This is a genomic window from Herbidospora sp. NBRC 101105 (assembly GCF_030269205.1).
Taxonomy (GTDB): Bacteria; Actinomycetota; Actinomycetes; order Streptosporangiales; family Streptosporangiaceae; genus Herbidospora; species Herbidospora solisilvae.
Genome location: NZ_BSSX01000004.1, coordinates 366,401 through 392,296, shown reverse-complemented (window position 1 = coordinate 392,296; position 25,896 = coordinate 366,401). Strand labels below are relative to the sequence as shown.

General features: G+C 64.5%; 24 protein-coding genes. 12 read left to right on the top strand and 12 right to left on the bottom strand.

Going from position 1 to position 25,896, the window contains the following annotated elements; genetic code table 11:
- Nucleotide 1: 1 nt before the first annotated feature.
- Nucleotides 2-898, bottom strand: coding sequence for an aminoglycoside phosphotransferase family protein (locus QSK34_RS19165; protein ID WP_285585593.1), 897 nt, complete (start codon nt 896-898; stop codon nt 2-4).
- A 59-nt stretch (nt 899-957) separates the two neighbouring features.
- Between QSK34_RS19165 and QSK34_RS19160 the strand changes: the two genes are divergently transcribed.
- Nucleotides 958-1,776: a sugar nucleotide-binding protein gene (locus QSK34_RS19160; protein ID WP_285585592.1), complete on the top strand. Its 819-nt coding sequence runs from the start codon at nt 958-960 to the stop codon at nt 1,774-1,776.
- Nucleotides 1,767-2,192, top strand: a complete 426-nt coding sequence (locus tag QSK34_RS19155) for an HIT family protein (RefSeq protein ID WP_285585591.1) — start codon at nt 1,767-1,769, stop codon at nt 2,190-2,192. The genes QSK34_RS19160 and QSK34_RS19155 overlap by 10 nt, the downstream gene beginning before the upstream one ends.
- Before the next feature lie 165 nt (nt 2,193-2,357).
- On the opposite strand, the gene QSK34_RS19150 is transcribed toward QSK34_RS19155, so the two are convergent.
- Entirely contained in the window at nt 2,358-3,038 is a 681-nt protein-coding gene (locus tag QSK34_RS19150; protein WP_285585590.1) for an NADPH-dependent F420 reductase, read from the bottom strand.
- A gap of 53 nt (nt 3,039-3,091) precedes the next feature.
- Between QSK34_RS19150 and QSK34_RS19145 the strand changes: the two genes are divergently transcribed.
- Nucleotides 3,092-4,051, top strand: a complete 960-nt coding sequence (locus QSK34_RS19145; RefSeq protein WP_285585589.1) for a DUF1152 domain-containing protein — start codon at nt 3,092-3,094, stop codon at nt 4,049-4,051.
- Nucleotides 4,052-4,119: 68 nt separating this feature from the next.
- On the opposite strand, the gene QSK34_RS19140 is transcribed toward QSK34_RS19145, so the two are convergent.
- The 3 genes from QSK34_RS19140 to QSK34_RS19130 form a co-directional block, all read right to left on the bottom strand.
- Nucleotides 4,120-4,815: a class I SAM-dependent methyltransferase gene (locus QSK34_RS19140; protein WP_285585588.1), complete on the bottom strand. Its 696-nt coding sequence runs from the start codon at nt 4,813-4,815 to the stop codon at nt 4,120-4,122.
- Between the two features lie 248 nt (nt 4,816-5,063).
- A complete protein-coding gene (locus QSK34_RS19135) occupies nt 5,064-5,450 on the bottom strand; it encodes a hypothetical protein (protein WP_161482446.1) in 387 nt (128 codons plus the stop codon).
- A gap of 443 nt (nt 5,451-5,893) precedes the next feature.
- Nucleotides 5,894-6,463: a TetR/AcrR family transcriptional regulator gene (locus QSK34_RS19130; protein WP_285585587.1), complete on the bottom strand. Its 570-nt coding sequence runs from the start codon at nt 6,461-6,463 to the stop codon at nt 5,894-5,896.
- 106 nt (nt 6,464-6,569) lie between these two features.
- Here QSK34_RS19130 and QSK34_RS19125 point away from each other — a divergent pair, with 106 nt between their 5' ends.
- Complete coding sequence (locus QSK34_RS19125) at nt 6,570-7,118, top strand: hypothetical protein (RefSeq protein ID WP_285585586.1); 549 nt, start codon at nt 6,570-6,572, stop codon at nt 7,116-7,118.
- Nucleotides 7,119-7,742: 624 nt separating this feature from the next.
- On the opposite strand, the gene QSK34_RS19120 is transcribed toward QSK34_RS19125, so the two are convergent.
- A complete protein-coding gene (locus tag QSK34_RS19120; protein WP_285585585.1) occupies nt 7,743-8,273 on the bottom strand; it encodes a DUF1707 SHOCT-like domain-containing protein in 531 nt (176 codons plus the stop codon).
- Between the two features lie 332 nt (nt 8,274-8,605).
- On the opposite strand from QSK34_RS19120, the gene QSK34_RS19115 reads away from it, so the two are divergent.
- Nucleotides 8,606-9,904 carry a tetratricopeptide repeat protein gene (locus QSK34_RS19115; RefSeq protein ID WP_285585584.1) on the top strand — a complete coding sequence of 433 codons (1,299 nt, stop codon included), beginning with the start codon at nt 8,606-8,608 and terminating at the stop codon, nt 9,902-9,904.
- 687 nt (nt 9,905-10,591) lie between these two features.
- Here QSK34_RS19115 and QSK34_RS19110 read toward each other — a convergent pair.
- From QSK34_RS19110 to QSK34_RS19095, 4 genes are all read right to left on the bottom strand, one after another.
- Nucleotides 10,592-10,822: a hypothetical protein gene (locus tag QSK34_RS19110; RefSeq protein ID WP_285585583.1), complete on the bottom strand. Its 231-nt coding sequence runs from the start codon at nt 10,820-10,822 to the stop codon at nt 10,592-10,594.
- Between the two features lie 313 nt (nt 10,823-11,135).
- Nucleotides 11,136-11,516 (bottom strand): hypothetical protein, encoded by a 381-nt coding sequence (locus QSK34_RS19105; protein WP_285585582.1) that lies wholly within the window; start codon nt 11,514-11,516, stop codon nt 11,136-11,138.
- A gap of 507 nt (nt 11,517-12,023) precedes the next feature.
- Nucleotides 12,024-12,500, bottom strand: a complete 477-nt coding sequence (locus QSK34_RS19100) for a hypothetical protein (protein WP_285585581.1) — start codon at nt 12,498-12,500, stop codon at nt 12,024-12,026.
- Nucleotides 12,501-12,529: 29 nt separating this feature from the next.
- Nucleotides 12,530-12,958 carry a hypothetical protein gene (locus QSK34_RS19095; protein WP_285585580.1) on the bottom strand — a complete coding sequence of 143 codons (429 nt, stop codon included), beginning with the start codon at nt 12,956-12,958 and terminating at the stop codon, nt 12,530-12,532.
- Nucleotides 12,959-15,361: 2,403 nt separating this feature from the next.
- On the opposite strand from QSK34_RS19095, the gene QSK34_RS19090 reads away from it, so the two are divergent.
- From QSK34_RS19090 to QSK34_RS19080, 3 genes are all read left to right on the top strand, one after another.
- On the top strand, nt 15,362-17,314 hold the full coding sequence (locus tag QSK34_RS19090) for an ATP-dependent nuclease (protein ID WP_285585579.1): 1,953 nt from the start codon (nt 15,362-15,364) through the stop codon (nt 17,312-17,314).
- A complete protein-coding gene (locus tag QSK34_RS19085; protein WP_285585578.1) occupies nt 17,311-18,978 on the top strand; it encodes a UvrD-helicase domain-containing protein in 1,668 nt (555 codons plus the stop codon). The genes QSK34_RS19090 and QSK34_RS19085 overlap by 4 nt, the downstream gene beginning before the upstream one ends.
- A gap of 632 nt (nt 18,979-19,610) precedes the next feature.
- Nucleotides 19,611-20,507 (top strand): hypothetical protein, encoded by an 897-nt coding sequence (locus QSK34_RS19080; protein ID WP_285585577.1) that lies wholly within the window; start codon nt 19,611-19,613, stop codon nt 20,505-20,507.
- A 1,320-nt stretch (nt 20,508-21,827) separates the two neighbouring features.
- Here QSK34_RS19080 and QSK34_RS19075 read toward each other — a convergent pair.
- Both QSK34_RS19075 and QSK34_RS19070 read right to left on the bottom strand, forming a co-directional pair.
- Nucleotides 21,828-22,025: a hypothetical protein gene (locus QSK34_RS19075; protein ID WP_285585576.1), complete on the bottom strand. Its 198-nt coding sequence runs from the start codon at nt 22,023-22,025 to the stop codon at nt 21,828-21,830.
- A gap of 113 nt (nt 22,026-22,138) precedes the next feature.
- Complete coding sequence (locus QSK34_RS19070) at nt 22,139-23,395, bottom strand: NsdA family TPR-like regulatory protein (RefSeq protein WP_285585575.1); 1,257 nt, start codon at nt 23,393-23,395, stop codon at nt 22,139-22,141.
- A 349-nt stretch (nt 23,396-23,744) separates the two neighbouring features.
- Between QSK34_RS19070 and QSK34_RS19065 the strand changes: the two genes are divergently transcribed.
- From QSK34_RS19065 to QSK34_RS19050, 4 genes are all read left to right on the top strand, one after another.
- Complete coding sequence (locus QSK34_RS19065; protein WP_285585573.1) at nt 23,745-24,029, top strand: hypothetical protein; 285 nt, start codon at nt 23,745-23,747, stop codon at nt 24,027-24,029.
- A 255-nt stretch (nt 24,030-24,284) separates the two neighbouring features.
- Nucleotides 24,285-24,977, top strand: coding sequence for a GntR family transcriptional regulator (locus tag QSK34_RS19060; protein ID WP_285585572.1), 693 nt, complete (start codon nt 24,285-24,287; stop codon nt 24,975-24,977).
- Nucleotides 24,978-25,086: 109 nt separating this feature from the next.
- On the top strand, nt 25,087-25,518 hold the full coding sequence (locus QSK34_RS19055; protein ID WP_285585571.1) for a plasmid replication, integration and excision activator: 432 nt from the start codon (nt 25,087-25,089) through the stop codon (nt 25,516-25,518).
- Nucleotides 25,515-25,841: a hypothetical protein gene (locus QSK34_RS19050; protein WP_285585569.1), complete on the top strand. Its 327-nt coding sequence runs from the start codon at nt 25,515-25,517 to the stop codon at nt 25,839-25,841. Before QSK34_RS19055 ends, QSK34_RS19050 begins: the two co-directional genes overlap by 4 nt.
- Nucleotides 25,842-25,896: the final 55 nt, after the last annotated feature.

The window sequence follows — 25,896 nt, the reverse complement described above, 5'->3', positions numbered from 1 at the left end:
GCTACGGTCGCGTGTCGTCCAGCAGCCGGTCGAGGCAGCGCCGGCCCAGCTGCGCCATGACCGGATTGCTCCTGACGTAGTACCAGACACACCCGATCGCCTGCACGAACGCCCACGCCTTCCCCCGCTCCCATTCGAGGTCGTCGACCCCGAGCAGTTCACGGAACACCTCGCGCGGCCCGTTTTCCAGCAGGTTCCACGCGCTCAGCAGATCGAGCGCCGGATCGGCCGCCCCGAACCCGCCGACGTCGAGCACACCGGTCAGCCGTCCACCGGACACCAGCACGTTGCCCGGCAGCAGATCGCCGTGCGTCATCACGTCGGCCGACCGGCGCGGCAGCACGCGGAAGTCCGCCCACAGTTTGCGCAGCCTCGGCACGTCCAGCAGCGCCTCACTCTGCCGGAAGCAGGTCTCCACCCACTCGTCGTGTACGTCGATGTCACCGCCCCGGCCGCCGCCGGAGAACGTCCGCCCACGGGTGTCGATCGCGCGCAGGCCGGTGACGAGATCGGCCAGGTCGTGCGCGAACCCGACCGACTCCCCGGGATGGTCGTCGGTCGCGACGACCCCGGGCAACCAGGTCTGCACCGACCACGGCACCGGATAACCCGCCCCCGGTTCCCCCAGCGCGACCGGCTCAGGCGTGCGGAACCGCGTCCGCCCGGCCAGCTCACGGGCCGCCTCGGCCTCGGCCTCCAGCCAGCGCCGTGTCGACTCGACGCCGCCGGGCGGCTGGAGGGGAAAGCGCGCCGTGTAGCGGTCGCCGATGCGGAAGATCGCGTTGACGGTGCCGTGGGAGACGACGCCCGTGACGGCGAGGCCGCGCCACTGAGGGAACTGCTCGTCGACCAACACACGGACCATCCGGGTCGACACGGTCAGCTGGCTGGCATGCATTTCGACGACCCTTCCGGCCGCCCGGCCGGTCGTGCAACCCATTTGTTACGGTCACTGCCATGAAGATCCTGGTCGTTGGCGGCACCGGCTTCCTGGGCGCCGAACTCGTCCGGCAGGCCACGGCCCACGGCCACGTCGTGGCCGCCACCTACTTCTCCCGTCCAGGAGCGGCGCCCGAAGCCGACTGGCGGTCGCTCGACGTCCGTGACCGCGTCGGCGTCGCGCGTCTGGTCGCCGAGGTCGCCCCCGACGTCGTCGTCAACGCCGCCTACGTCCAGTCCGACTGGGCCACCACGGCCGTGGGAGCCGCCAACGTCGCCGTCGCGACCGACGGCATCCGATTGGTTCTGGTGTCGAGCGACGCCGTCTTCTCCGGTGCGGCGGTCACCTATGCCGAGGACGCCGTCCCCGACCCCGACAGCCCTTATGGCGCGGCGAAGGCGGCGGCGGAGGTCGCCGCCCAGACGGTCAACCCGAGCGCCGTGATCGCCCGGACCTCCCTGATCATCGGCGACGGCGGTTCGCCGCACGAAGCCCTGGTGCACGCCCTCGCCTCGGGCGAGCGGCCCGGGATCCTGTTCACCGACGACGTGCGCTGCCCCGTCCACGTCGCCGACCTGGCGGCGGCCCTGCTGGAACTCGCGGACTCGGGTCGCGCGGGCGTCCACCACCTGGCCGGAACCGACGCGCTGAGCCGCTACGAACTCGGCCTGCTCATCGCCGAGAGAGACGGCATCGACCCGGCCCGGTTGCCGTCCGGCGCGCGGGCCGACGTCGGGCTGGCGGGGCGGCGGGACGTGCGGCTCGACTGCGAGCTGACCCAGCGGCACCTGAAGACCAGGTTGCGCGGCGCCCGGGAGTTCCTCTCATGCCAGTAGACGACTGCGTGTTCTGCGCGATCGTCCGCGGCGAGGCCGAGGCGAGTGTGCCCTACGCGGACGACCAGGTCATGGCGATCATGGACATCGCGCCCGTCACCCCCGGGCATCTCCTGGTCATCCCGCGCGTCCACGCCGTGGGCCTGGACGACCTCGACGAGGACACCGGCGCGCACATCTGGCGGATCGGCCACCGCATGGCCCGCGCGCTGCGCCGCTCCGGGCTGCGCTGCGACGGCGTGAACGTCTTCCTCGCCGACGGCGCGGCTGCCTTCCAGGAGATCTTCCACGTCCACCTGCACGTCTTCCCCCGGTACGAAGGCGACGGCTTCCGGATCGAGGCCACCTGGGCCACCCGGGAGCGGAGCCTGCTCGATCGGGAGGCCGAGGCGATCAGGGCCGTCCTGCCCGGCTAGATCCTCTTCAGAAAACGCGTCGAGAGCCGTGCTCCTTGTCATCGAACGAAGACGGCCACCCCAGCTCCGGCTCCCGCGACGCCACGGCCGTCCCCGGCTCGGCCTGCCCCCACGATCAGGAGCAGCAGCGGAAGGCCGCGCCCGAACACGAGGCCATGAAGGCCGTCAACGCCGGGCGGCGTCCAGTTTCTCCTGGACCGACGCGGCGTCGCTGGGCACGCCGGGCGACTCCCAGAAGTTCTCGGTGTCCCCGGCGTAGAGGCCGCCGTAGGCAGGGGTGCCCGGCTGGTAGCGCCAGCCGTCCGCGAGCTTCCCGGCGTCGACCGCGTCGTAGCCGATCCGGTCGAGGAACGTGATCGCCTCCGCCTTCGCGTCGGCGTCGTCGCCCGCGACGGCGAGCGCGCTGCGGTCGGCCGCGCCCGAGGGCCGCGGCAGGGCCCGCAGGTGCACGAAGTAGATGTTGTTGAACACCTTGACGACCTTGGACGTCGGCAGATGCGCCTGCAGCAGCTCACTCGACGTGGTCGTGGCGGCGTCGAGCTCCGGGAAGACCCCGTCACGGTCCGGGTAGTAGTTGTTCGTGTCGAGCACGGTCTTCCCGGCGAGCGGCTCCACCGGAACCTGGCGGTAGGCGCCCAGCGGGACGCTGACGACCACGAGGTCGCCCGCCTCGGCCGCCTCTGCGGCGGTCGCCGCGCGGGCCTTCGGCCCGAGCTCGTCGACCAGCTCCCGCAGCGTCTCGGGGCCGCGCGAGTTGCTCAGGACGACGTCATAACCGGCCGCGACGGCCAGCCGGGCCAGCGTGCCGCCGATGTGCCCGCTGCCGATGAATGCAACTGTTGTCATACGAGCCACCAACTTCCGAGTCCCGCCGGGCATTCCACCGGTAGGTTCCGGACGTGTTCTCGTTGGCCGAACCCCCTCTTTTCACCCGGCTCAAGCAGGCCCGTCGCATCCTGGTGGCCGGCGCCGGCGGCGGATTCGACGTCTTCGCCGGGCTCCCGCTCGCCGCGGAACTGTGGGCGGCGGGCAAGGAGGTCCACCTCGCCAACCTGTCGTTCAGCCGCCTCCACGGCCTCGACCTCGACGTCTGGGTGGAGGAGAACGTGGCGGCGATCGTCCCCGGGACGGTCGCCCGCGACTCCTACTTCCCCGAACGGTCACTCGCCCGCTGCCTGGAGGCCCACGGCCTGCCCTCCACGGTCTACGCCTTCCCCAAGGTCGGCGTCACCCCGTTACGCGCGGCCTACCAGGTGCTGGTCGAACGCCTGGACCTCGACGCCGTCGTGCTGGTCGACGGCGGCACCGACATCCTGCTCCGGGGAGACGAGGCGGGCCTGGGCACCCCCGAGGAGGACATGGCCAGCCTGGCCGCCGTCCACGGGCTCGACGTACCGGAGAAGATCGTCGTCTGCCTGGGTTTCGGCGTGGACGCCTACCACGGCGTCAACCACGTCCAGGTGCTGGAGAACCTGGCGGCCCTCGACCGGGACGGCGCCTATCTCGGCGCCTTCTCCCTCCCAAGGGCCAGCCGGGGAGCGGAGCTCTATCTGGACGCCGTCGCACGCGCCCAAGCCGACACCCCCGAACATCCGAGCATCGTGAACGGCTCGATCGCGGCGGCCCTGACGGGCGCGTTCGGCGACGTCCAGTTCACCAGCCGAACCAGGGGCAGCGAGTTGTTCGTCAACCCCCTGATGGCCCTCTACTGGGCCATCGACGCCGACGCCCTGGCCCGCCGCTCGCTCTACCTGGACCGCCTCGAAGACACCTTCCTGATGCGCCAGATCAGCTCCATCATCGAGGGCTTCCGCGCCGAGATCACCCGGATACGCCCACCCCGGGCATATCCGCACTGACGGCCAGGCGTGGACCTTGGTACTGCAACGGCGAGGTGCTCGATCACGTAGCCGCGCAGCGTGCTGAATCAGCGAAGACGGCGGAGCCTCAGCACGGCGTCGTCCGCTGTTCCCGCCTCGCCGGCGGGGCCGGGCCGGTCCCGCGTGACCACTTTGTCGACGTCCACCACCCAGTCACCTCCTCCGCTCCGTACCCAGCCGAGAATCATCGAGTTGGGTACCAACTGCTCGGCCAGGTAGCTCGGTGGCTGCTCGGACATCCAGGAAGGGAAGCCGGCGTGGCTGATGATCAGGAACGTGCCGCCAACGGCGACGGCGGCGGCAGCCGAGGCGAAGACCGCTTCCCGCGCGGGCGCGTCGGCGATGGGCGAGTGCAGATACTGGGCGGTCACCAGATCGAAGGTGCCTTCCGGGAGCGAGCGGGTCAGATCGTGTACCTGCCAGTCGATCCGGTCGGCCACCCCAGCCCGCGCCGCGGCGGTGGCGGCTCTGGCCAGCACGGTCGCCGATACGTCGGCCGCGGTCACCCGCCAGCCGTTCTCCGCGAGCCAGATGGCGTCACCGCCCGCTCCGCAGCCGAGATCCAGGGCCGTGCCCGCCACAAGATCACGTGCCTCGTCGGCGAGCAGGGGGTTCGGTCGCGGCACCCAGTCGGCCGGCGGCCGCAGGCCCTGGTAGAAGCCCTCCCAGTAGGTGTGCGGCGTGTCAGTCGGCGTGGGAGCGGGCATCGCACTAGGCGGCCGCTGCGGGGCGGTGTCGGTCATGGGCACACCCTCGTTCGATGATGTCCCGGGACGCAACGGTTCTTGCCGGAATGGCAAATAGGAACACGCGAGCGAAGCGAACCAGCCGGCGATCCACCATCCAAGTGCCGTTCCAGTATTAGGAGGCCGTGGTGCCGGCTCCAGACGCGATGGTTTCCAGGGCGACGGAGAGACTCTGCCCATCCAGGAGAGAAACCAGGAGGAGCCGCCTGCGGCGGCTCCTCGCGTGTGCCGGACGGAGCGCCGGCTCAGCAGGTAACGGACAGCACCTTGGCGGTCTCGTTGGAGCTCACCTTCACCCAGCCGCCGTACGCGAAGTACTGCGAACCCGCACGGACCGAATAAGTGGTGCGGCAGCCCTGGACGCTGTAGAACCCGTCGATATCCCTGCGTGGGCTGTAGGTGTAACCCCCCATCCCGGTGCCGGGGGCGAGGCTGGCGGTCGACCACGGGTCGCTGTCGTTGTTCTTCCAGCGCACCCCGATATAGGTGGTGGTCTTGTTCTCCACCCGTCCGCACGGGGGAAGCGTGCAGGCACTGGCGGACGCGGGCCCGGCCGTGACGACGCTGAGACCTGCGGCGATCAGCATCGCGGTCGCTAAGCCGGCGGTACGCCGCTTGGTGCGAGATTCCATGCCGAACATCCTTTGAGATTGGTCGGTACTGGCGAGTAACAACTGTAGTCACACGCGAATCTCGCAATGCCTTATGTTTTGGACGATTGGCACAGATAGGCATAAACGCCAGCGAGGCCAGCCTTTCAGGAACGGCGGTAGCGCACCCAGACGTCCCCGGTCTTCACGTGGCCCGTGAGCCGCACGCCACCCCGTCGGAGCACAGGCGGACTGTTGCGGACGGCGCCCCTGGCCCGCCTGACGATGTCCGTCTTTCACTGACGGCAGTCGTGAGCTGCTCGGCGACCGCTCGTGATCGAGGTCCCCGCGCGCACATGCCGGCGATCATTCATGCGCCGATCCCGTGGAACGACCCATCCCGGAGTGCCCACACGAGGCGTGTGGCCGTAAGGTCCGGCCTTCCGTGACGCGGAGGAAAGCGCCCGACGGCAGAGACCAGGCGCTCAGGCAGTCAGAATGCCCTCGATTCCCTGAAGGAACGTCTCGCAGACCGCGGCCGGATCGGACAGACAACCCGACGCCATCGCACCGTCGCGCAGCATGACGAAATGCCGCCCCGCGAGCTCGGGCGGCGTCTTCCCGCTCTGCGCGAGCAGGTCGGTGACGGTGCGCAGGAACCACTGGCGGTGTGCCAGAACGGCCTGGTGCACGGGATGCTCGGGATCCGGATACTCCGCCACGGCGTTGAGGAACGCGCACCCGCGAAACCCGGGCGACCCGATGTCCTCGGCGATGGCCGTGGCGACGATCCGCAGAATCTCGGCCGCCGGCCGCCCGCTGGCGATAGCCTCGTCGACCCGATCGCGGATCGCCTGATCGGCCTCCCGCAGATAGGCGACGACGAGTTCGTCCTTGCCGGTGAAGTGCCGGTAGAGCGTCGCCCGGGTCACCTTGGCCTCGGCGACGATCCGGTCGATCCCCACCGAGTGCAGCCCCTCCATGTAGAAGAGCCGAGTCGCGGTGCCGAGCAGCCGGGCCCGCGCTTCGGACACCTGACCTCGCGTGTTCCTCACCCGAGAGAGATTAGCAGACAGAACGTTCGGTCTTGACGTCCAAGACGCCCTGGTGTCAGGCTTGCAGCGATACCGAACGTTCTACCTCATATGCGAAGGATCTCCCGTGACCGCTGTCATCCCCTCCACCGTCGCCGTCTCCCTGCGACGGCTGTACTTCACCCGCTTCGCCTTCGCCCTCATCTGGGCCGGCCTGCTGGCCGCGACCGCGTCGAGCCTGACCCCGATCAGCATCGCCCTGCTGGTGCTCTATCCCCTGTTCGACGGCGTCGCCGCCGTCGTCGACGCCCGCTCGTCGAAGGACAAAGGCCCAACCCTGAGCCTGTACGCCAACATCGCCATCAGCTGGCTGACCGCGGCAGGCCTGGCCGTCGCCACGTCGTCAGGCATCCCCGCGGTGCTGCGCGTGTGGGGCGCCTGGGCCATCGTGTCGGGTGTCACCCAGCTGGCCGTCGGCGTGATCCGCCGCCACCTGGACGGCCACTGGCCCATGATCCTGAGCGGCGGCATCTCGGTCGTCGCCGGATCCTCGTTCATCCTGCAAGCCGGTCAGGAGGGCGCATCCCTGCTCAACCTCGCTGGCTATGCGACTCTGGGCGGCCTGTTCTTCCTCGCCTCGGCCCTCCGCCTCGGCCGAGCCACCCGAGGCCGCTGACACGGAGTGGCAGGCATTCCACCCGCTGATCTAGCATCGTCCGCCGTGGCATCCTGGGTGAGCAGATACCGGTCGGGCGAACACGTGGAACGACCTGCGCGCGGCGAAGACGCCGAAGAGGTCGCGCGAGAGACCATGTGCCTCCACGGACCGGAGAAGAAGACGAGCACTGCCGGTTCCACGCGAACGGCTTCTCCTTTCAGCAGCGCACCCGACGAGGCGTCGTGAAGAGGCGAATCACGGTTTTCCCGCTTGTTGTGGCATTGGCAGCGGTGTCGGCACTCGCCACCGCTGCCGCACCGACTTGCCGAGTGCGACTTCTCACAGGCCCCGAGTACCTCGCACCACAGGAATCGTTTCTGGAGGAGCCGCGGAACCCACCGAAGGTCTCCGACGGTTATGTGGCGGACATGAAGCCGGGAACCGCGTCGGTCATGGGCGTTGAGATCGCGGAGTGGCCAACCTGTTCCGAAATTCCCGGTCGTTGATGCTCACGGGGACCCGTACGCTGCACGACGTGATCGAAGAGTCACCCAGCAGCCGAGGAAGTGTCCGACGACCATTCCTTACCGTGGGATCCGGGCTGGTAGTCCCGTCGAAGCACACTGCAAGCAGGAAATCCGCTCAGTTCCGGATCAGGACGTTCCCGAAAGCGGTGAACGCCCACACCCGAACTACGGGCAAGGACTCGCCCTGACGCAGGTGGATCTGCCTCCGGCCGAACAAGGTGAACCCGGTCAGTTCGACGCTGACCCCGTCAGGAACGATGACTTCGATCTCCCCGAACAGGGTGGCAACCCTGATCTGCTCAGCTCCAGGGGGTACGACCGCCTCGCTCAGATCGAACGTGAATCCCCCGGTCAACCATGGCCGGGCGATGATTCTCCCCTCCGCCCGCCGCCACCCCGATTGAGCGGGAAGGGCGAAGATCCGGAATCGTCGCTTGTCCTGGACGCTCGTGGTCCTGGACGACCGTTCGGGAAGGTCGCTGATGATCCTTTCCAGTTCGCCGCGTGTCTGGGCACTGCCGACGGCCTCGGTCCGGGAGATCAGTTCCTCTGGCGTGAGCCGTCCCTCAGCCGAGGCAGCCCGTAATCGCTCGACAACGGCGTCCCGCTCACTGTCGGACACTTCGCCGATCTCTGGGCTGCTCACATTCGCGAGGCTATGTCGGGCCGGCCACTCACACAAGCGACCCAGAGTTGTGAGAAGGTCGTCGCGCCACAGACCGCGTTTCGTCCCCGAATCCGTCACACTGCTCCACACCTCCGTGCGCTCCGTCCGCCGCCTGATCGCGAAACCGCGCATCAAGTTCGGGAAGTCGGTCCTGATCGCCTTCGTCGTCGCGGACGCCGACGTGCCATGACGTCATGGGGGAGGCGGGCTGTCGGCCGGCGAGAACGGTCAGCATCGCTCCGGCGGCAGCTGACCTGGACCCGCATGAGCCCGTCATACTCTCCGGGGGACCGGAGTCATAATCTTGCCCGGTGTCAGATGAACTCGGCCAGGTAATCGATCTTTGCGACAGAGGATCGTTCGCCGAAGCCTCCGCTCTCGTACGACGCGTTGGCGTCGAACGCCCCGGGGAGCCGTTGCCCCTCCTGCTCCAAGCGCTCATCCACACGCGCCAGGCCGACGCCAGGACCGCACGTGAGTTGATCGAGCGCGCCATGAACCTGACCTCGTCCCCAGGCTCTGACTGCCTGGCTCTGGCCAGCATGATCTTCCGCGAACTGGGCGACACCACTCAAGGCATCTCCTACGGGTTGCGCGCGAGCACGTCGAACCCGCATGACTGGCGGGGACATGTGGCCTTGGCCCGCGCCGCGGCAGCGAATCAACTGCGAGGGCATCAGCATGAGGCCGAGCGCGCGGCACGCCGAGCCGTCGCGCTCGCGCCAGGTGAGGCAACCGCCTATCTGGCTCTTGGGGAGGCCCTGCGGGCTTACCCGCCTCAACGCATTGGCACCTGCAAGGAAGGCGTCGAGGCCCTGGAACGCGCCGCAGAGCTGGCACCTGGCAACGCCGAGATCCAGAAGGCTCTGGCCGAGGTTCGTCCGGGCAAGGAGAGCACCGCTTGGCTGGGTTGCCTGGCGTTGCCGGCCGTGATCGCCCTGTTCGTGGCTGGTCACAGGTTGTTCGAAATGGCGGGGGACGGCATCGCTCATCTGCTGAAAATCGACCAGAACCGTCCAGAGGGCGAACAATCCATACCAGGCTTACTGATTCTCGTCGCGATAGTGGCCGTGGTCTGGAGCCTTGTACGCCTTGTCAGAATCAAGCGGAGAGGTGACCGGCCGCAGGTGGCGATCGGCAGGAGAAAGGCCCTCTCACGTGACCTCCATCTGGCCGACGAGGAGAGTCTGCGCATCGTGGCCACCACCGCGGCGGCCGTCGTCTGCATGGCGCCCTTCGTCTTGACCGGATCCCTTGCCGCCGAAGCCGCAGACGGCACGCCCCTGTCTGCGGGGAGCACACTTCTGCCCCTCGCGGGCGCGATCGCTGTATCGGTCGTCGGCTGGTCGGCCGTACGGTGGTGGTTCGGGCCGGGGCAGGTACAACGGGCACTGAGGGTCAGCCGAATCTTGAGGGGCTGCCTGCTGACCAGCTACGTCATCGTGGTCGGTACCGTGCTACTGAGCTGGGCGGAGGTGTCCGACAAGGCGGTATGGACCGCGCTGATGGTGCTGCACTTCGTGTGGTTCATAACCGGGCTGGGCCCACTGATCATCGCTGCGCGTCTTGCCCGCCGCCGGGGCAGGAGTGGACGAATTCCTCCCGAGTAACGGCCCCACGGCCTTCAGCCTGCACTTTCAGGGTCGTCAAGTCTGCCGGCTCGTATGGGCATCCCGTAGGAGGCTCCTAGGAGGCTCCGCAGACTTGCCCTTGTCGATCGCAATGATCGGGTGGCCGGACTTGGTCGGATGGCAGACCAGGCGAAGCCGTAACGGAAAGGGCTTTGACGAGCGAAGCGAGGCCTTGCCAGGGAGCGCGAGGGGCACGAGCCCCTTCGCAGCGGGGGTCTGGGGGCCGCCCCCGGAAACGAAAGAGTCCCGCGAGGGCGCCAAAGCGCCGAGCACGGTTCGCCGAGCGAGTGACGGAAATCGAACCCGCGCTGTCAGCGGGGGAATCGCATGGACCTATAACCGAGGCCGGTCGTGAGTGTCCGTGGTTGACCCTCGTCTCCGCCCCTAATGGCACGCTAATGGCACGACGATCAGCCCGCGAGCTGGCGCTTCACGCGCGACGCGCACACCGCCGGCCTGATCGTTCCGTCTGCCGTCGACCCGCCCGCAGGGGACGCGGGCTCCTGCGGGCTGCTCAACTTGTCCCGGTCGATCGCGGGCGGGGTGATCAGGCTTTCACCTCCGCCGCGTATGGCTCCGAAAGCGGACGCGGCGATCATCCTGGAGCCGGTCCCGCGCCGTAGGTATCGTTTGACGCTCGCCGACGCTAGAGCCGAGTGCTGTGGTTCAGGCCTCATTACAGTTGTCGAGGATGATGACGGGTGCCTCTTCCACATCCAGCCATTCGGCCTCGATGCCCATGCCAGTCGACGCCTCGATGAAGGCAAGCGCCGCACTGCGTTTACCGCGGTAATCCTGCGGGTCCAGGCTGTCCAGCATGGCTCGGAATTCGGCCAGGACACTGGGATCACCCTCTTGATGGGTGTATTCGGCGAACGACATCTTCTGCGATTTCATCACCGTGATAGGGCGAAGACTAGGCAAGGCGGTGGTGATGTCTCCGGAGGGAGACTGGGATCTGGATAATCCGGTGCTGGGGTTCGATGTCGACGCTGATCGCGTGGTGCTGCTGGCTCGACCTTGGGTTGACTGACACCGTTCCGAGCGAATTGGCTCAGAAGATGAAGCGGGTGACGGGAATCGAATTCTCGCCGTCAGCTTGGGGGACTGCAACGATCACAGCAGTTTGGGCGTTGAACTGGGTGGAAGGCCGGGGTCCTAAGGGACCGTGATCGACTCCTCGTCTGATCACATGCCAATTGCATGACGATCAGCTGGCTGAGCTGGCAGTCCACGGCTCGGGCGGCATGAGAGTCAGAGCGTTCCGGGCGACGTTCCTCACCCGCTCCCATGTCGGATGGTTCCGCAACCCTTCAGCACTCCAAGGGGCTGAGCCTTCCTCCGTGAGTTCCGCAGTGTGCTGATCAATCGCGTCGAGGTACTCGGACAGCTCCTCACTGATCCAGCCGGCCTCCCTCGACAACCACGACGCCTGATACGCGGCGTCGAAATCAAGAGCCAACTCGTCTGGGCACATCACTGAGCCAAGCCATTCGATCTGATCCGAGGCAGACCAGCCGAGATGGCCCAATGCCTCGCGCATGAGCCTCCAATTACCCATGGCCGGCATTTCCGCCTCCTCGTATCGCACACGTTCATTGTGCCGCGGCCGCCCGTCTGTTCGCCCCGTCTGCCGTCGACTTGTCCGCAAGGAGCGGCCCCGGTCTCGGTTTGTCCCGCGTTGATGGTGGGCGGGCCGCAAGTCGGAGATAGATGCGCTCAGCGTTCCACGCGGTCTGCTCCAGTTGGGCTTTTGAGGAAGGATAAAACGGTACACGAGCCACTGGCGACGGGACCGGTCCCCAGGCCGCATGCCCGGCGAGCGTCCGTGCATGAGCCTTCGTGCGTTGGAGCGGTTGACGGGATATCGAAATCTCGCACTGTCCGATTGATAAGTGCACTGGGGGAAGAGGACACGGAGCGGGGCTCGCCGACAGCGGGTGACGGGAATCGAACCCGGGCTGTCAGCTTGGGAAACATCGATTGATCCTGCTGACCGGAGCAGAAAACCACGGTGCAGGTCAGGGCAAGGCGAGCCCCCGTGCTTGCCCGTAAGTGACCGTGGTTTCCCGCCTCTTCTGGCAAGCCTCTGGCACGATCAAGGTTCTGGCCGCTTCTTTTCCATGATCACGCCAGGCTCGATCAGTGGCTTGCAGTACTTGGAGGGAAGAACAGAGTGGACTGCATAATCGAGATCGACGGTCCCTGCTACCGTGTGAGCGAGCCCGGTTTCGAAATGCTGATCCCGCGATGGGAAGGGCATGAACCGGAGACCGCCGAGGAGGCTGATGCGACGATAACCTTCCCCGACGGCTCCCCGCGATACGCGACTTTCATGACCTTGGATGTAGTCAGACGGCTCATGGACAAGGATGCGTGCACGGGTGAGTCTGGCGGTGGCCGGTATTTCTGGTGCTCGGACTTGATCATCATCAGGAATGTCGGGTTCGAATGCATGGCGGCGGCGATCCGCGACCTGATCTCCTCGGGAGATATCGAAGGAGCCTGTGGTCTCCTTGACCCTCTTGATGAGGACGATGAGTAGACCGAAATCAAAAAGAGCTGGGGTGAACATCGAGATTATCGTCGATCGCCCTAGCCCTCCTAAGGTGATCGCAAGGGCAGCGCCTCCGCATCGGGATAAAGCCGCAATATCTCGTCCAAAACCTCTTGAATGGTCGTTTCCACGTCCCACCACGTGCTGTCCAGGGCGCGAATGGTCAGATCTGCAGTCGACTCATCCGCATTGTGAGCAGTCAACTCTCCGTCGATGAGCTGAGCATCGTCTCCGAACATGGCGACCAGCTGCTCAGTACTCATGAGAAAGATTTCTGCAGCTTCGGTGATCTCCTGGTAGCGAGGGCTGAACAGTTCATCTATCACCAACCGCCACCGGTATCCCTCGACCATCGAACCCAGAGATGTAAGAAGATCCGCGAGGGTGAGGAGACCCTCCTCGCGCCAACATTGAAAGGTCAAACCGCTTCCCGCCACTTGATGGCCGCCTCTCGAACATGGGTGGACGGTGGACACACGGCCAAGGCTGCCTCAACTGCCTCACATCTCCGAATAGTCGACCTCCAGGCGTCGCCGATCCTCACTCGTGCAAGCCGGCGTCATAGTTGCCCTGCTTCCGATAGCTGTCATCTCCGGAACTGTCAGGCAGGTTCGGCGAGAAGGCGGCGGGCCGCCCTACGGGGCGTTCGTTCGACAACGTCGTCTGGGCAGGTCGGTGGACGGCCCGGGGCGCTGCCGTCCGTAACCGGCGCCCAGGCCGCACGCCTGGACGGCGGCTGGCAGAGGTCCGGGTACGGCCGCAGCTTGATACCTACGGTGCTGTTCGGCAAGTCGGACGCTTAGTTTTGGTGCGCCTGCTCATCAGCCCGATGAGGTCAGCCACAAGCTTGGGTCCTGCGGCGAGGGTCACACTTGAAGCCATGGTGTGAGGGCTGCCGTCGATGTCCACGACAGCCGCCCCAGCTTCGCGAGCGATTGCCACGCCGAAGCCGTAACAGGAAAGAGCTTTGAGAGCGACGCGAGCAGCAGCCCAAGCGAAGCGAGGCCTTTCCAGGGAGCACGAGGGGCGGAGCCTTTCGCAAGGAGCGCAGCGACGACGGACGCGACAGCGGACCGGGGAGAGCGCGAGAGGGCGAAGGCCCTTCGCGTCGGGGGGCTGGGGGTCGCTCCAAGAAACGAAAAGAGTCCCGCGAAAGGTGGCCCAAAGGCTACTGAGCAAGGCTCGCCGAGAGCGGGTGACGGGAATCGGACCCGTGCTGTCAGCTTGGGAATTGCATGGATCATGGCCCGTAGAGGCGCTGACCTGGGCGTAGGGCCGGTCATGAGTGACCGTGGTTGCCCCCTCGTTCCCCAGTTAATGGCACGCTAATGGCACGACGGCCTGGGTGCCCAACTGGTAGGAAGACTGGTACACCGGCAGCCGCGACACCCTGGATGAGCAGAACGGCGTAAATTGTGATCAAGGGGGACGTGCCGATGAGTGCTGTCTTCCGGGAATCATGATCGGGCAGCGTTGTCGGAGACAATCCGACCATGCCTGGTTGCCCGTCTGGCGCCATCTTCTTGAGTGGGGGACTGTTGCAGTACGTGGTTGTGGAGCGTACTGGCAGGGGCACGTATTGGCACGATCCTGAGCCTTATTTGGAAATGCTTCCTCAGTTGGAAGCCAGGCTTCCCACAGGGGCTCGCGCCTTCGCTACCGACCCTGACCACTACGACTTCACCGCAGTTCGCTGTGTGAAGGACCTGCGCCTCGTTGATGTGCCCAGTGCCGTCGACTCCCGCCTTAGCCTCCGCTTCGAGCGAGGACTCCGACCGGCATACGGAGCCACTATCGACTACATCGGGGTAACAAGCTTTGATGTGACGACCGAAGATGGCGGTCGTTTCGACCTATCGGACTACAACAGCCTGCGCTTGGATGAGGTCTTGCCTCACCCTGCCGGGTGTACCCACGAGTTGGCCTTCACGACAGCGAGAATGCTCATAACCTGCGCCGACCTAACGGTGCGCTGGGATCCGGTCTCGTAAGATGCGCCACGGCTGGAGTTGGTCGGATGGCCGGCCACGCGAAGCCGTAACGGAAAAGCTTGAACGAGCGAAGCGAGCAGCAGCCCGAGCGAAGCGAGGCCTTTCCAGGGAGCGCGAGGGGCGGAGCCCTTCGCCAGGAGCGCAGCGATCCGGAGCGAAGCGACGACGGGGACGCGACAGCGGACCGGGGGAGCGTGAGGGGGCGAAGCCCCCTGACATCGGGGGTCTGGGGGTCGCCCCCCAGAAATACGAAAGCCCCGCGAAGGTGGTCGTAAGGCCACCGAGCAGGGCTCGCCGAGAGCGGGTGACGGGAATCGAACCCGCGCTGTCAGCTTGGGAAACATCGACTGATCTTGGCTTGTTGACCTGCGGAAACGAACGCCCAGCGTAGGGGCGTGAGCCTGGACACCCGTGACCATCATTGACCGTGACCGACCGACCGTTCTGGCACGCATCTGGCACGCTCAGTTCGGGAGCCTTCTGATTCGCAAGCCTCCAAACGATCTCCACAGGCCTTCAGGGCCGTGCGCCGTGCGGCGAATGACAAGCTCTCTGTTTGATCTCATACAGCACGTTTGTGATCGTTCCCTCAGGTGGCTCCCACGAACGGATCGTGCCCTGACCATGCTGAGTGGCTTCCTGAACCCAGTGATCAAGGTCCTCGGCTTTCGCAGCGGACACGACGGCGGCCCGGCTCGGCCAGGTAAGCACAGGCGGCCGTGGACGCCGACTCGCCGGATTTCTGTGCAGTTCTAGGGAATCGAGAGCAATCAAGGGACTGCGGGGAGTAACATCACGTGCGTTTGTTGCGTTTGAGGTGGGAATACCCCAGTGCCTCCGCAGCTCAAGCCGTCAGGATGGATACAGCAAGGAGACGGTGGGGCGTCAATGAAGATCGTGACGTTGCGGCTGTGTAACTTCCAGTCTTTCGGGCCGGAGCCGACGGTGATCGACCTGGACGATCTGACTTACGTTCTCGGCCCCAACGGCTCGGGTAAGACCGCCGTCCTACAGGCGCTATCGCGGCTGTTCAGCCCGCTGCCGGCGCAGCGCAAGATCCTTCTTGAGGATTTCCACGTTCCTGTGAACCAATCCGTGGGCGAAGCGCAGGCCAAGGGGCCGGTTCTGTGGCTAGAAGTCGACGTCGAGTACCCGGAGACCGGAGACGAAGGGCAGCATGCCTCAGTTCCTCCGAACTTCTCTCATATGTCGATCAAGACGCCCGACGGTGTCCCCCGGACTCGTGTGCGCCTGACAGCCAAGCTGGCCCCGGATGGCGTCATCGACGAGAAGATCGAGTATGTGCTGGAGGTGGATAAGGCAGGTGAGCCGACCAGCCGCTCTGACATGTCACGGTACGACCGTGGACACATCGAGGTGTATTACCTCCCTGCTCGCCGAGACCCGGCCGACCACATCTCGTACACGACGGCGTCCCTCATTGGGCGCACCCTCCGCGCAGCTGACTGGACAGCGGAACGAGCGACGCTGAACGGCCTCGCTGCTCAGATCACCGCATCGCTCGTCGCCCACACCACCGTCGCGAGCATAGGTGTTCGGCTGACCGATCAGTGGCAGGGGCTACATCGCGGTGGGTTCTTTAAGGACCCGTCGATCGCCTTCGGGAACGGCGAGGTGGAAAGCGTACTGCGCCAGCTCACCGTGAGCTTTTCGCCCACCCACGAAGGGACACCGCTGCCTTTCGACCGGCTGAGCGACGGCCAGAAGTCCCTGCTCTATATCTCGCTCGTACTGGCCTGGCAGTCGCTGGCGCGGCGGGTTCTCAACGGCGAGGAGACCTCCCTCGACGCGGACCGTCTGCGCCCACCCGTGCACACCGTGATCGCCCTGGAGGAACCTGAGAACAGCCTTGCGCCGCAGTACCTCGGGCGGATCATCCGTCAGCTACGTGGAGTGTGCGAGCACGGCGACGCGCAAGCCCTGATCGCTACGCACGCACCCACATTGTTGCGTCGTGTCGACCCTCACTCGATCCGCTTCCTGCGCCTAGACACTGCGCGTAAGACGACCGTGCACCGCATCGTCCTTCCCAAGGACGGAGAGGCAGCAGCCAAGTACGTCCGGGAGGCGATCCAGGCTTTCCCCGAGCTCTACTTCGCCAGGTTTGTCGTACTCGGCGAGGGTGATAGCGAGCAGGTTGTCCTGCCGCGGATCCTGGCTGCCGTCGGCATCGCCGAGGATGACGCGTCCGTCTGCGTGGCCCCGCTAGGCGGTCGGCACGTCAATCACTTTTGGCGGCTCCTCAATGAGCTGAGAATCCCGCACGCCACGCTATTGGACCTCGACGCTGGCCGATATCACGGCGGCTGGGGGCGAGTGCGCAACGCGCTCAACCAGGTCAACGCCATCCAGCCTGGAACATACGCAGAAGACATGATCGAGAAGCTGCCGACGTGGAAAGACGACCGAGACTTCCCGGCGCTGGTCGACCCCGCTTTCGCGGACGGACAGAACCCTGTTGAGTTGCTGGAGCGGCGCGGGGTCTTCTTCTCCACTCCGGTCGACCTAGATCTGATGATGCTGGCCTCGTATCCCGATGCCTACGACATCGAGCCGGCCGCGCCGGACGAGCCCACCGAACCGGACGAGAACACCATCGTGGCTGTGCTCGGTAAGAGCCACGTGAACGAGGGCCGCCTTGCTGGCGTCCTGGCGCTCTTCGACGACTACCACACCAAATTTGACCTCGGCAGTAAGCCCGCTGCTCACTTGGCTGCACTGGCAGCCTTGAGCGACCAGGACCTTCTAGGAGGTCTCCCCGCCGTGCTAGATCGGCTGGTCACTTATGTACGTGTAAGTCTGGACGGGCTCTCGGAATGATTCACTCCGATAAATGGCGTCCGGTCGATGGCCTCGTTCTCGAACCGAACGCCCTGAAGGCCGCCACGATCCTGGATGAGAACGTGGTCGTCTCAGCCGGCCCAGGGGCAGGGAAAACCGAACTACTCGCCCAACGGGCGGACTTCCTGCTACGTACCGGCCACTGTCGTTACCCGCGCCGCATCCTGGCCGTGTCCTTCAAGACCGACGCCGCCCGCAACATCCGAGATCGAGTTCGCCGTCGCTCTGGCGAACAACTCGCGGCCCGATTCGACAGCTTCACCTTCCACGCCTTCGCCAAGCGAATCCTAGACAACTTCCGCCCCGCCCTCACCGGACATGACGCCCTTGACCCGGACTACCGAATAGACGATTCCAATCCCGGCATCCGGATTCCGGGCAGGCAGATCACCTTCAACGACTTGGTTCCCCTGGCACTAAAAATCGTCGAATCAAACCCCTACGCAATCGGTGGAATCCGGCAGACATACAGCCACATATTCCTCGATGAATTCCAAGACTGCACCAAGCAGCAGTACCAGCTGATCAAAAAAGCTTTCAGTAACACCGGTGCGACGCTGACCGCAGTCGGAGACACCAAGCAGCGGATCATGGCTTTTGCTGGAGCCTTGGAAGGGGTGCTGCAGACCTTCGCTGAGGACTTCTCCGCTCGGCCACTTCCCCTCTATCAGAACTTCCGCGCAGCTCCTCGGCTGCGACGGATGCAGAACAGGATGATCAGCCAGATGGATCCCGGCGCGGTCAGCCCAGACGAGGACCTGGCTGGGGACGACGGCGTCATTGAGGTGCTCGACTTCGACACTGAGCACGACGAGGCACGTTCAGTGGCCGACCTCATCGAGCGTTGGCTCGACGCAGGCACAGCGCCAAGCGAGATCGCCGTCCTGATTCGCCAGCAGCCCCATCTTGTCGGAGCCGCGCTCGGAAATGAACTCACGGAGCGTGGAGTTCCCTTCCGGAACGAGCAAGAGAGCCAAGATCTCACCGCAGAACCGGTGCCTGGGCTTATCTTCAACTACATTCGGGTGATCGCTAGCGAAAGGCAGCCCGACGCGTACGCCGAACTCATGAGGATCGCGAATCGAACGGGTGCCTCCGAGGACGAGGCTTCGCGCTTCGATAGCCAGTTGAAGCGCATGATCCGCAGATCCCGAGCGGCCATCCGTAGTCCGGACTTCAAGCCGGCTGAGCTGGCGGCCTGGAGGGCCCTGATCGAAGAGTTCCTTCAGCTGATTACGCGACCAGTGCTGACCGCGTTGTCTCCCGCATACCAGCAGGGCAAACGGCTCGACGACTTGATCGAGCAAGCAATTGAGGCGTTTGGGCGGGAACTTGGCGTTGACGCAGACCCTGTCAAATCACTCCGGCGCCTCTCGGAACTGGACGCGATCCGATTCTTGACTATCCACAAATGCAAGGGCTTGGAGTTCGAGAAAGTCGTGGTTCTTGGCGTCGAACGAGAACTTTTCTGGGGCACCCCCACCGTGGCGATGTCCGAATTCTTCGTGGCCATATCGCGCGGGAAGCAGCACCTTGTGCTTACCTTCGCGAGTTACCGGGAGAAGCCGGCATTGGCCATTAAGCGTTGGGATGAACAACGCACACCGCACCAAAAATTCTTGAACTTCGCAAGATCAGATTAAGTGATTAAGGGCGAAGAGATCTAGTGGCAGCCTTGAGATCGGGAAGCGCCACGCGTTGAGGCACGAATGACTCCCCGGCGAGCCCGGGCCATTTCCTTGCACGCTCGCACGGTTTCGTGGGGTCAATTTCGCCCGACCAAAAATTAGGGCCGCACAGATCAAATCCGTGCGGCCCTAATCTTGGTTCAAGATAGCTAGCTAGTGATTGATGAGCCACCAGATAAGTAGCACAATAAGGCCGCGGCCAGTTCCATAAGCTAGGCCGCGCACGAAAGCGAACATTGCTGCACGCGCTAGCTGCCGTACCGCTCGCCGCATATTTGTGCGCCGACGATTTTTGCGTGTGGGCGCAGCGCTTCGCTGTTCTACGGTCTTCTCATGACTAGCGCTTTCGCCGCCAGCAGGTGCCGGTCCTTCTGGATTGGCGGATACTGCATGCTTAGCGGGGGTGGTCATGTCTCGTTTTCCTTACACCTGGGGGTTATGTCGTTCGATTCAGGTGTAGTCGTGCTGGACTGTGTCTGCTGAGGGCTGATCGCATCCGCCCAGGTGGTGGAGGTGGAGAAATCGGATCCACCGGATCCGGTAGGCCCGATGTGATCATCGGATATGTAGCTACGAAGGGACGAACTGTGCGTTTTGGAGAGATTCGGGCAAAAACCCCCGAAGCGGCCCAGTTGGCGGAGAAGCTTCGAGGGTTCGCTCAAGAATCTAGGTTCGCGACCTCCAAAGAGATCGGCAAAGCCATGCGCCCTAGCCTAGATCCACAAAGAATTTCTGAACTACTTGCTGGCCATCCATTCCCCGAATGGGCAACCGTGCAAAGCTTCTGCGCAGCCTGCTTTCAGAATGACAAAGAAGGAGTTACTAGGGCTATTGGTGCCATCAAGCCCATATGGGAAAAAGCCAAGCTCTCTCAGTATGAGCTGCGTTCAGTTGAAACCGGTCCGCCAATTGAGTCGGACAATATTGGAGCAGTTGCGGATGTGGCGGAAAATAAGATCCTTCGACGAATTCACAAGAAGCGGACCTTTGCTTATGTCTTTATCGTTCTTGTGGTAGTAATTTCTGGTGGAATTTACGCCATTAACTCCACGACGGGTCCGGTCACCTTGAGAGTAATTGGTGAGCCATATCCAAATTCTCAGGAAAATTCCGGCAATGGAGTCATTTGGACCTGGAAAGCATTGTCAAGTCAAAGTTTAAGTGGCCCTTGGAAAATCAACCTATTTGCGGACGGGGATTTCGATCGACTTGGTGGGCTCATTGAGAGAAAATCATGTCAACACCCAACGGACCAAGTTACATGGTGGGGGCCAAGTGAAAATGGCGTAATTGTCAGTCGGACACTAACTGTCGAGCAGCCCAGTGTTGATCTATCGCAATTTCCACTCCCGTCAGTGCATGGCAGACAAATCTATATTGAACTAAGTCCATCGGCAGACAATCCTACGCCTAGCGATGTTGAGCACTTCAAACACACCACGTGCGATGTCGTATGGAGAAATCCTCATGCTATTGATGATTAGTGTTTCCAATTGGGCATAGCAGCCGCTGGGTTCAGCTTGAACGACTGCCCGATTCGGATGAGCTGCGGTTGAGGGAGACGACACATGCGGCTTTGAAGCGCTCCGGAATGTGGAGGCTCGAGGGCTATATCAATCAGCCCAGCCGAGTCAGGCGGACCTACATTGCCGGTTGGCTCATGGCTAGGGCTAAGGGATCGCACCATAGCTGAGAGATCTTGATTGGTCTGTGAAGACGCAGCTCATAGGCGTGATCGCACTTCCCCCAGATGGCTTCGATTCCCCGTGATTCCTGCCTCATCGGGCACACCACGGGCACGCACGAGCCTTAGCTACTCCGCTTCCTGAACCATCTAGGCGTGGGCTATCGCGTCCATATTCTGTCCCTAGCCCACATCGCAGTTGGCGCCTGGGGGAAAGCCGACAGGCCAGAGGTCAGTTAGCCTGATTGCGCCGTTTTAGACATCGGTCGAAGACGTGCGGGTCCGGCGACTGCCCAGACATGGCGCGGAAGATCAATTGTGAAAGCAGGTGGCATTCCTCCTCCTGCTCCCGCTAGCTGCCAGGTCCGGGACTGTCGGGCAGGTTCTGTCAAGGATGGCTTCGCGTGTACCTTCGCCGGTGACCTTCCGCCTGTGCTGGTTGTCCTGCCTGCACAGCCGTCCTTGACGGGTTCTGCCTGCCCCGGAAAATCGGGCAGCGGGTGCAGGAGTTACGGGAAGATGGCGTGCCGACCTGCGGCGCGTTCGTTCGGCAACGGCGCCCGAGCGGGTCGGCGTGCGGCCCGGGGCGCAGCCGGCCGGGACCGGCCCCCAGGCCGCAGCCCGGGCGGCAGGCGGCAGAGGGCCGGTTACGGCGGCGCGGCGCGCCGCCGTCTTGATCCACACAAGAACATTTCGGCAACCATCCCGGCTGTCTCACTGTCCTGCCCCGGAATAGGCTTGACACTTCGGTCCCACCAGAGACTTGACAGTCTCGAACCAGGCGAAGTTCACGTTCTGCGACAAAGGTCGAACGACGACGTAACAGTTTGTAGACCGCTCGCTTCGCGGCATGAGCGAATTTCCCATGCAGCGGAAACGGGAAGCAGTCGGCTTTCTGAGCGCGTCGAGGGAATTCCATCCACCTAACGCTTCGCCGAGTCGTTCACGCTCACCCGCGCTGCATGGAGGGCTGACCGAATACCTCGGCGCGTCCTGCTCAACTCTTGCATGGCGGCGGCACCACCGTTCGCGGGATGAGCGGAGGGCCGCGTGGCGGCGCCGAGGGCTGAGCGACGCCGCTCGAACGGCTCTAGCCTCGTCCTTCGCCGGGTGTTGTCAGTCAGTTCTCTAACAGGCCGTCGGCTTGACGGTCTTCGCGCATCACTCTCTCGTACTCCTCGATCTCGTCTGGATCGATGTGAACCCAGGTGCCTCGGGCTATCTCAACCACTTTGTTCCCGCAGCAGTCGCACTGCTTCTCGTGCGGGTTGTTCGGATCGATCTCGACCGGATTAACGCGGTCGGCGGGCCAAGGCATGTCGATCTCCTTCTCTGCTGGGTTATGGAACTTGCCAAGTGGACCACACCGCTCGACTCAGGCAGCCCGGAGAAGCACGCGGTCTGCGGCTGGTCACCGGAGCCTACGGCGTCTCACCTGCCGTGTCGCAAGCTCATCAGCCGCTCGTTGAACTCCTTCGTGGCTGATTCTTTGCGGTACTTCTGTCTCAGGAGTCGGTCGAGATCTTCCGCGCGAGTGATCAGGTCGGTCAACGATTTGCGGTCGATGTCGAGCGCTATCGCGCCGTGTTCTGTGGCAGCGTCGAGGTCGCCCCGTCGAGCGTGGACGATCCCGAGATCGATGTGCGCGTCAGCGACTCGCATAGGTGCGTTCGAGCTGCCATCCGGCCGTGTATGCATCTGGATCGTCTCCCGCGCGTGCTCTTCGGCGCGGTCGTCGTCCGCGAGCCAGGTGTAGCAGCTAGCCGCGTAGAAGACCCACTTGGCGTGATCGAACACGAAGTGGTGATCAGGATTCTCGGGCATCGCGAGCGTGCCCAGGACGTCCGCGCCTCGGGTGAGCGCTCGATCTGCCTCGCGCCGGTCGCCGATGCGAGCCAATCCGCGGGCTTCCTGCAAGGTGAGCTGCACCATCGCGCTGCTATTGCCGGCCACGGCCTGGCCCATGCGGGCCGACTTCACAACGTCCTCAAACCGGCCTTCGACCAGGGCGAACCAGGCAGACATCTCATGCGCCCACCCCATGAGCTCGCCGTGACCGACCTGACGGCCCATCTCGAAGGCGGCCCGTCGTGATGTCTCCGCCTCCTCCCGCTCGCCCAGGTCGTAATGCACGCATCCAAGAAGAGCGGTCAACCAGCCGGTGATGACGAGCACTTCGCGGTGCTGGTCGAAGGTGAGACGTCCCCGAAGAAGCTGGGTGACCTGCGCGAGACGTTTCTGAGTGCGATCACGCAAGGTGGCGGCGGGCACGACGGGATAGGCGCGGCAGAGCAGGTCGACGGCCTCGGCCAGGGCCTCCAATGTTCCAGGGCCGACGTCCGACGCCTGAAGTTGCTGAGCCAGTTCCATGGTCCCGTACAAGTCAGCTTCGGCGCGGAGCGCGTCAACGGGCATCACACGCGCCTCCACCAACCGGCTCCGCCCACCCTGCGAGAAGCCCAGCCGTTCGGGTGAGAGCCCTGTCGCCTGCTCAAGGGCGAGGCGTAGCGGAGTGCGTGGCCATGAGACCTCGCCTGCCTCCCACCGCCGAATGCGTTCCTCGTCGACCGCGAGACGTTCCCTAATCCCGGTCGGGGTCTGGTTGATGAGTTGGGCGAGTTCGGCGCGGGTCAGGTGGTGCTCGTTCCTCCACGCACGTAGTTGCACGTTTGGGATGTGGTCGGGCATCCGGTGCCTTCCTCCCAGGCGGGGGTGCATGAGGGGGGTAAGAGGGGCGCGTTCGGGGGTCCTGTGTTCAGGCGCTGGCCGGTGGACTTGTCATCAAGCAACCACGGTACGTCACAGCGGCCTCCCCAAAAGAGTGGGTGTGCCGGATCAATGAGGAGTTGGCGACGGTGACCCGGCCAATCGAGTTCAGTCAGGCATTTCCATGCTCCGCATGTCGGGGCCGTGGCGCGAAGCTGCGGGTGTCACGGCGTGAACTGCTGGTCGGGCCGGTGGATGAGGAGCGCGACGGAAGCGGAGAGCGGATGTGTCTGGACTGCCTCGGAAGCGGCCGGGCCGAAAGGAGCGGGAGATGAACCCCAATGTGGCGGGAGCGCCGGCAAAGGCCGACCAGTCGGCGACCGAGAACTACCTGATTCTGCTGGCCGGTCAACTGACCGAGATCGCGATCCGCGCGGAACTGCGGGAGGAGAACCGGATGGTTCTCGTCTACCCACCGAACGGCCCCGGCCTGCCGGTCGCGGTCTTCATCGGGTACGGCGGCACGTGCTTCTCGTGGAACAACGCCGAGAAGCGCCACCCGGTCGCGGACATTAAGGGCGCGGCCGACGCCCTGAAGGAGTACGTGACCCGGTAAAGCGGGCACGGCTGGACGGTCGCGTCGGATCGAGGGAGCCGACGTGGGCAATGGCTCGTCCGGTCCGTGTCTGGCCCGGCAGGTGGAGAGACTCCGTGGCTCCCACCTGCCGGGTCTTCTGCGTTATGCGGGTTCAGGCGGCGGCGTGGACAGTGGTCTACCGCCGGGATACTCTCAAACTTGGTAAAACAACCTGTCGGGTGATGGACGGTCGAGATGTCGCTAGAGTCCGTTCCGCCGAAGTATGCGCAACTTGTGCAGAACCTTCAGCGGCGCATCGAGTCGGGCGAGTACGCCCCGGGCTCGACCCTGCCCAGCGAGAACGAACTCATGAAGGAGTTCGCCGTATCCCGACCCACCGTGGTGGCGGCTCTGCGGATCTTGAAGGATCAGGGCTGGATCGACTCCCGGCAGGGCAAGGGCCGCTTCGTCCTCGGGCGCCCAGCGCTCTCCTCTCTTGAAGGCTCCCGGCCGGGACGCGCCTACCTCACCAACCCGGAGACCCTCACTGAGGGGGAAGTCGTCGAGTCGGCCGCTGTCGCCGTCCCGAACCGGCTGGCCGCCCTCCTCGACGTCGAGCCCAAGAGTCGCGTGTTCGTGCGTCGCCGCCTGGTCAGTCGAGACGGTGAGCCAACAGAGATCGTCTCGTTGTGGGTGTCGCTGGAGTTGTCCGAGGGGACCGACCTGACCAGCGCCACACCCCTGCCCGAGGGGATCCGCACACACCTGGAGAGCCGGAAGGGTGTCCGCTTCGATCACGTGGTGGAGCAGGTGACGGCCCGAATGCCGACCACGACGGAGGCAAAGCAGCTCGGCATGCCCAAGGGCGTTCCACTGCTGGTCGTATACGGGGCGGTGCGCGATGCGTCGGGGCGTCCGCTGGCGGCCGTTGAGGTGCTGTTGCCGGCCGATCGCCACGAGCTGGAAGACGCCTATCCGATCGGTTAGCCGATTGCTACTCACCGAGCCCGCCTAGTCACTTGACGTAGCAAGCGGGCTCTTCTTATGCTCGCATCACTTGACAGGTTAAGTGTCTGTCAGACAACAGGAGGAATCCATGGCATTGCAGGGACCCATCCCGGTCACCTTCGCGCAGGTCTTCCCGCACGGCTGCTACGTCGTCGGCGAGGTCGAGCCGGTCAAGGACTTCGACGCCTCGACCAACGGCCGCTTCGTCCAGACCCGCGACAAAAAGAGCGGCGAACTCGTGTGGCAGGTCGCCGTTCTGGACGCCGACCCCGAGGTCAAGCCCGCCCAGAAGACGGTGTCCGTCAAGATCCTCGCCCCGGTTCAGCCGGTTCCCCCGGCGCCCATGCCGGGCCTGCCCTTCACGCCGGTCGAGTTCGACGGCATGGCGGTCACCGCCTACGTCAACGGCGCGGGCCGCCTGGCCTGGTCGATCAAGGTCCGCGAGATGTACGCCCCGCGTCCGCTGGCGACCTCGGGCGCTGGCAAGTCGGCCACCAACGGCAAGGAGAACGCGGCATGAGCGACGGCTACGGCGCCGCGACCGTCATCGTTCACCCCGGCCGGGAAACCCACGTGAGCGCCTCGATCTGCGCGGGTGCCAACGCCAGGGTCAAGCACTTCCCCGGGAGCGACGGCAAGCCGGGCTTCATCTCCATCGACCAGGACCGCGTCGGTCTCACGATCGCGCTGCCGTCGGTGAGGTCGGAGTCGGACGCCGACTTCCTCCGCGAGCTGGCCAAGGCCGTGACCAGCCTCCTCGCCGAAACCCAGGAGTCGGCTACTCAGCTTCCGCTTCCCGACCTGGATGAGGACCCGGTTCCGGACAAGACGAAGGCGGCCTGATTCCGGTGGGGCGGCTGGAGCTTGGACCCTCCGGCCGCCCCGGTTCTCCCAGCCC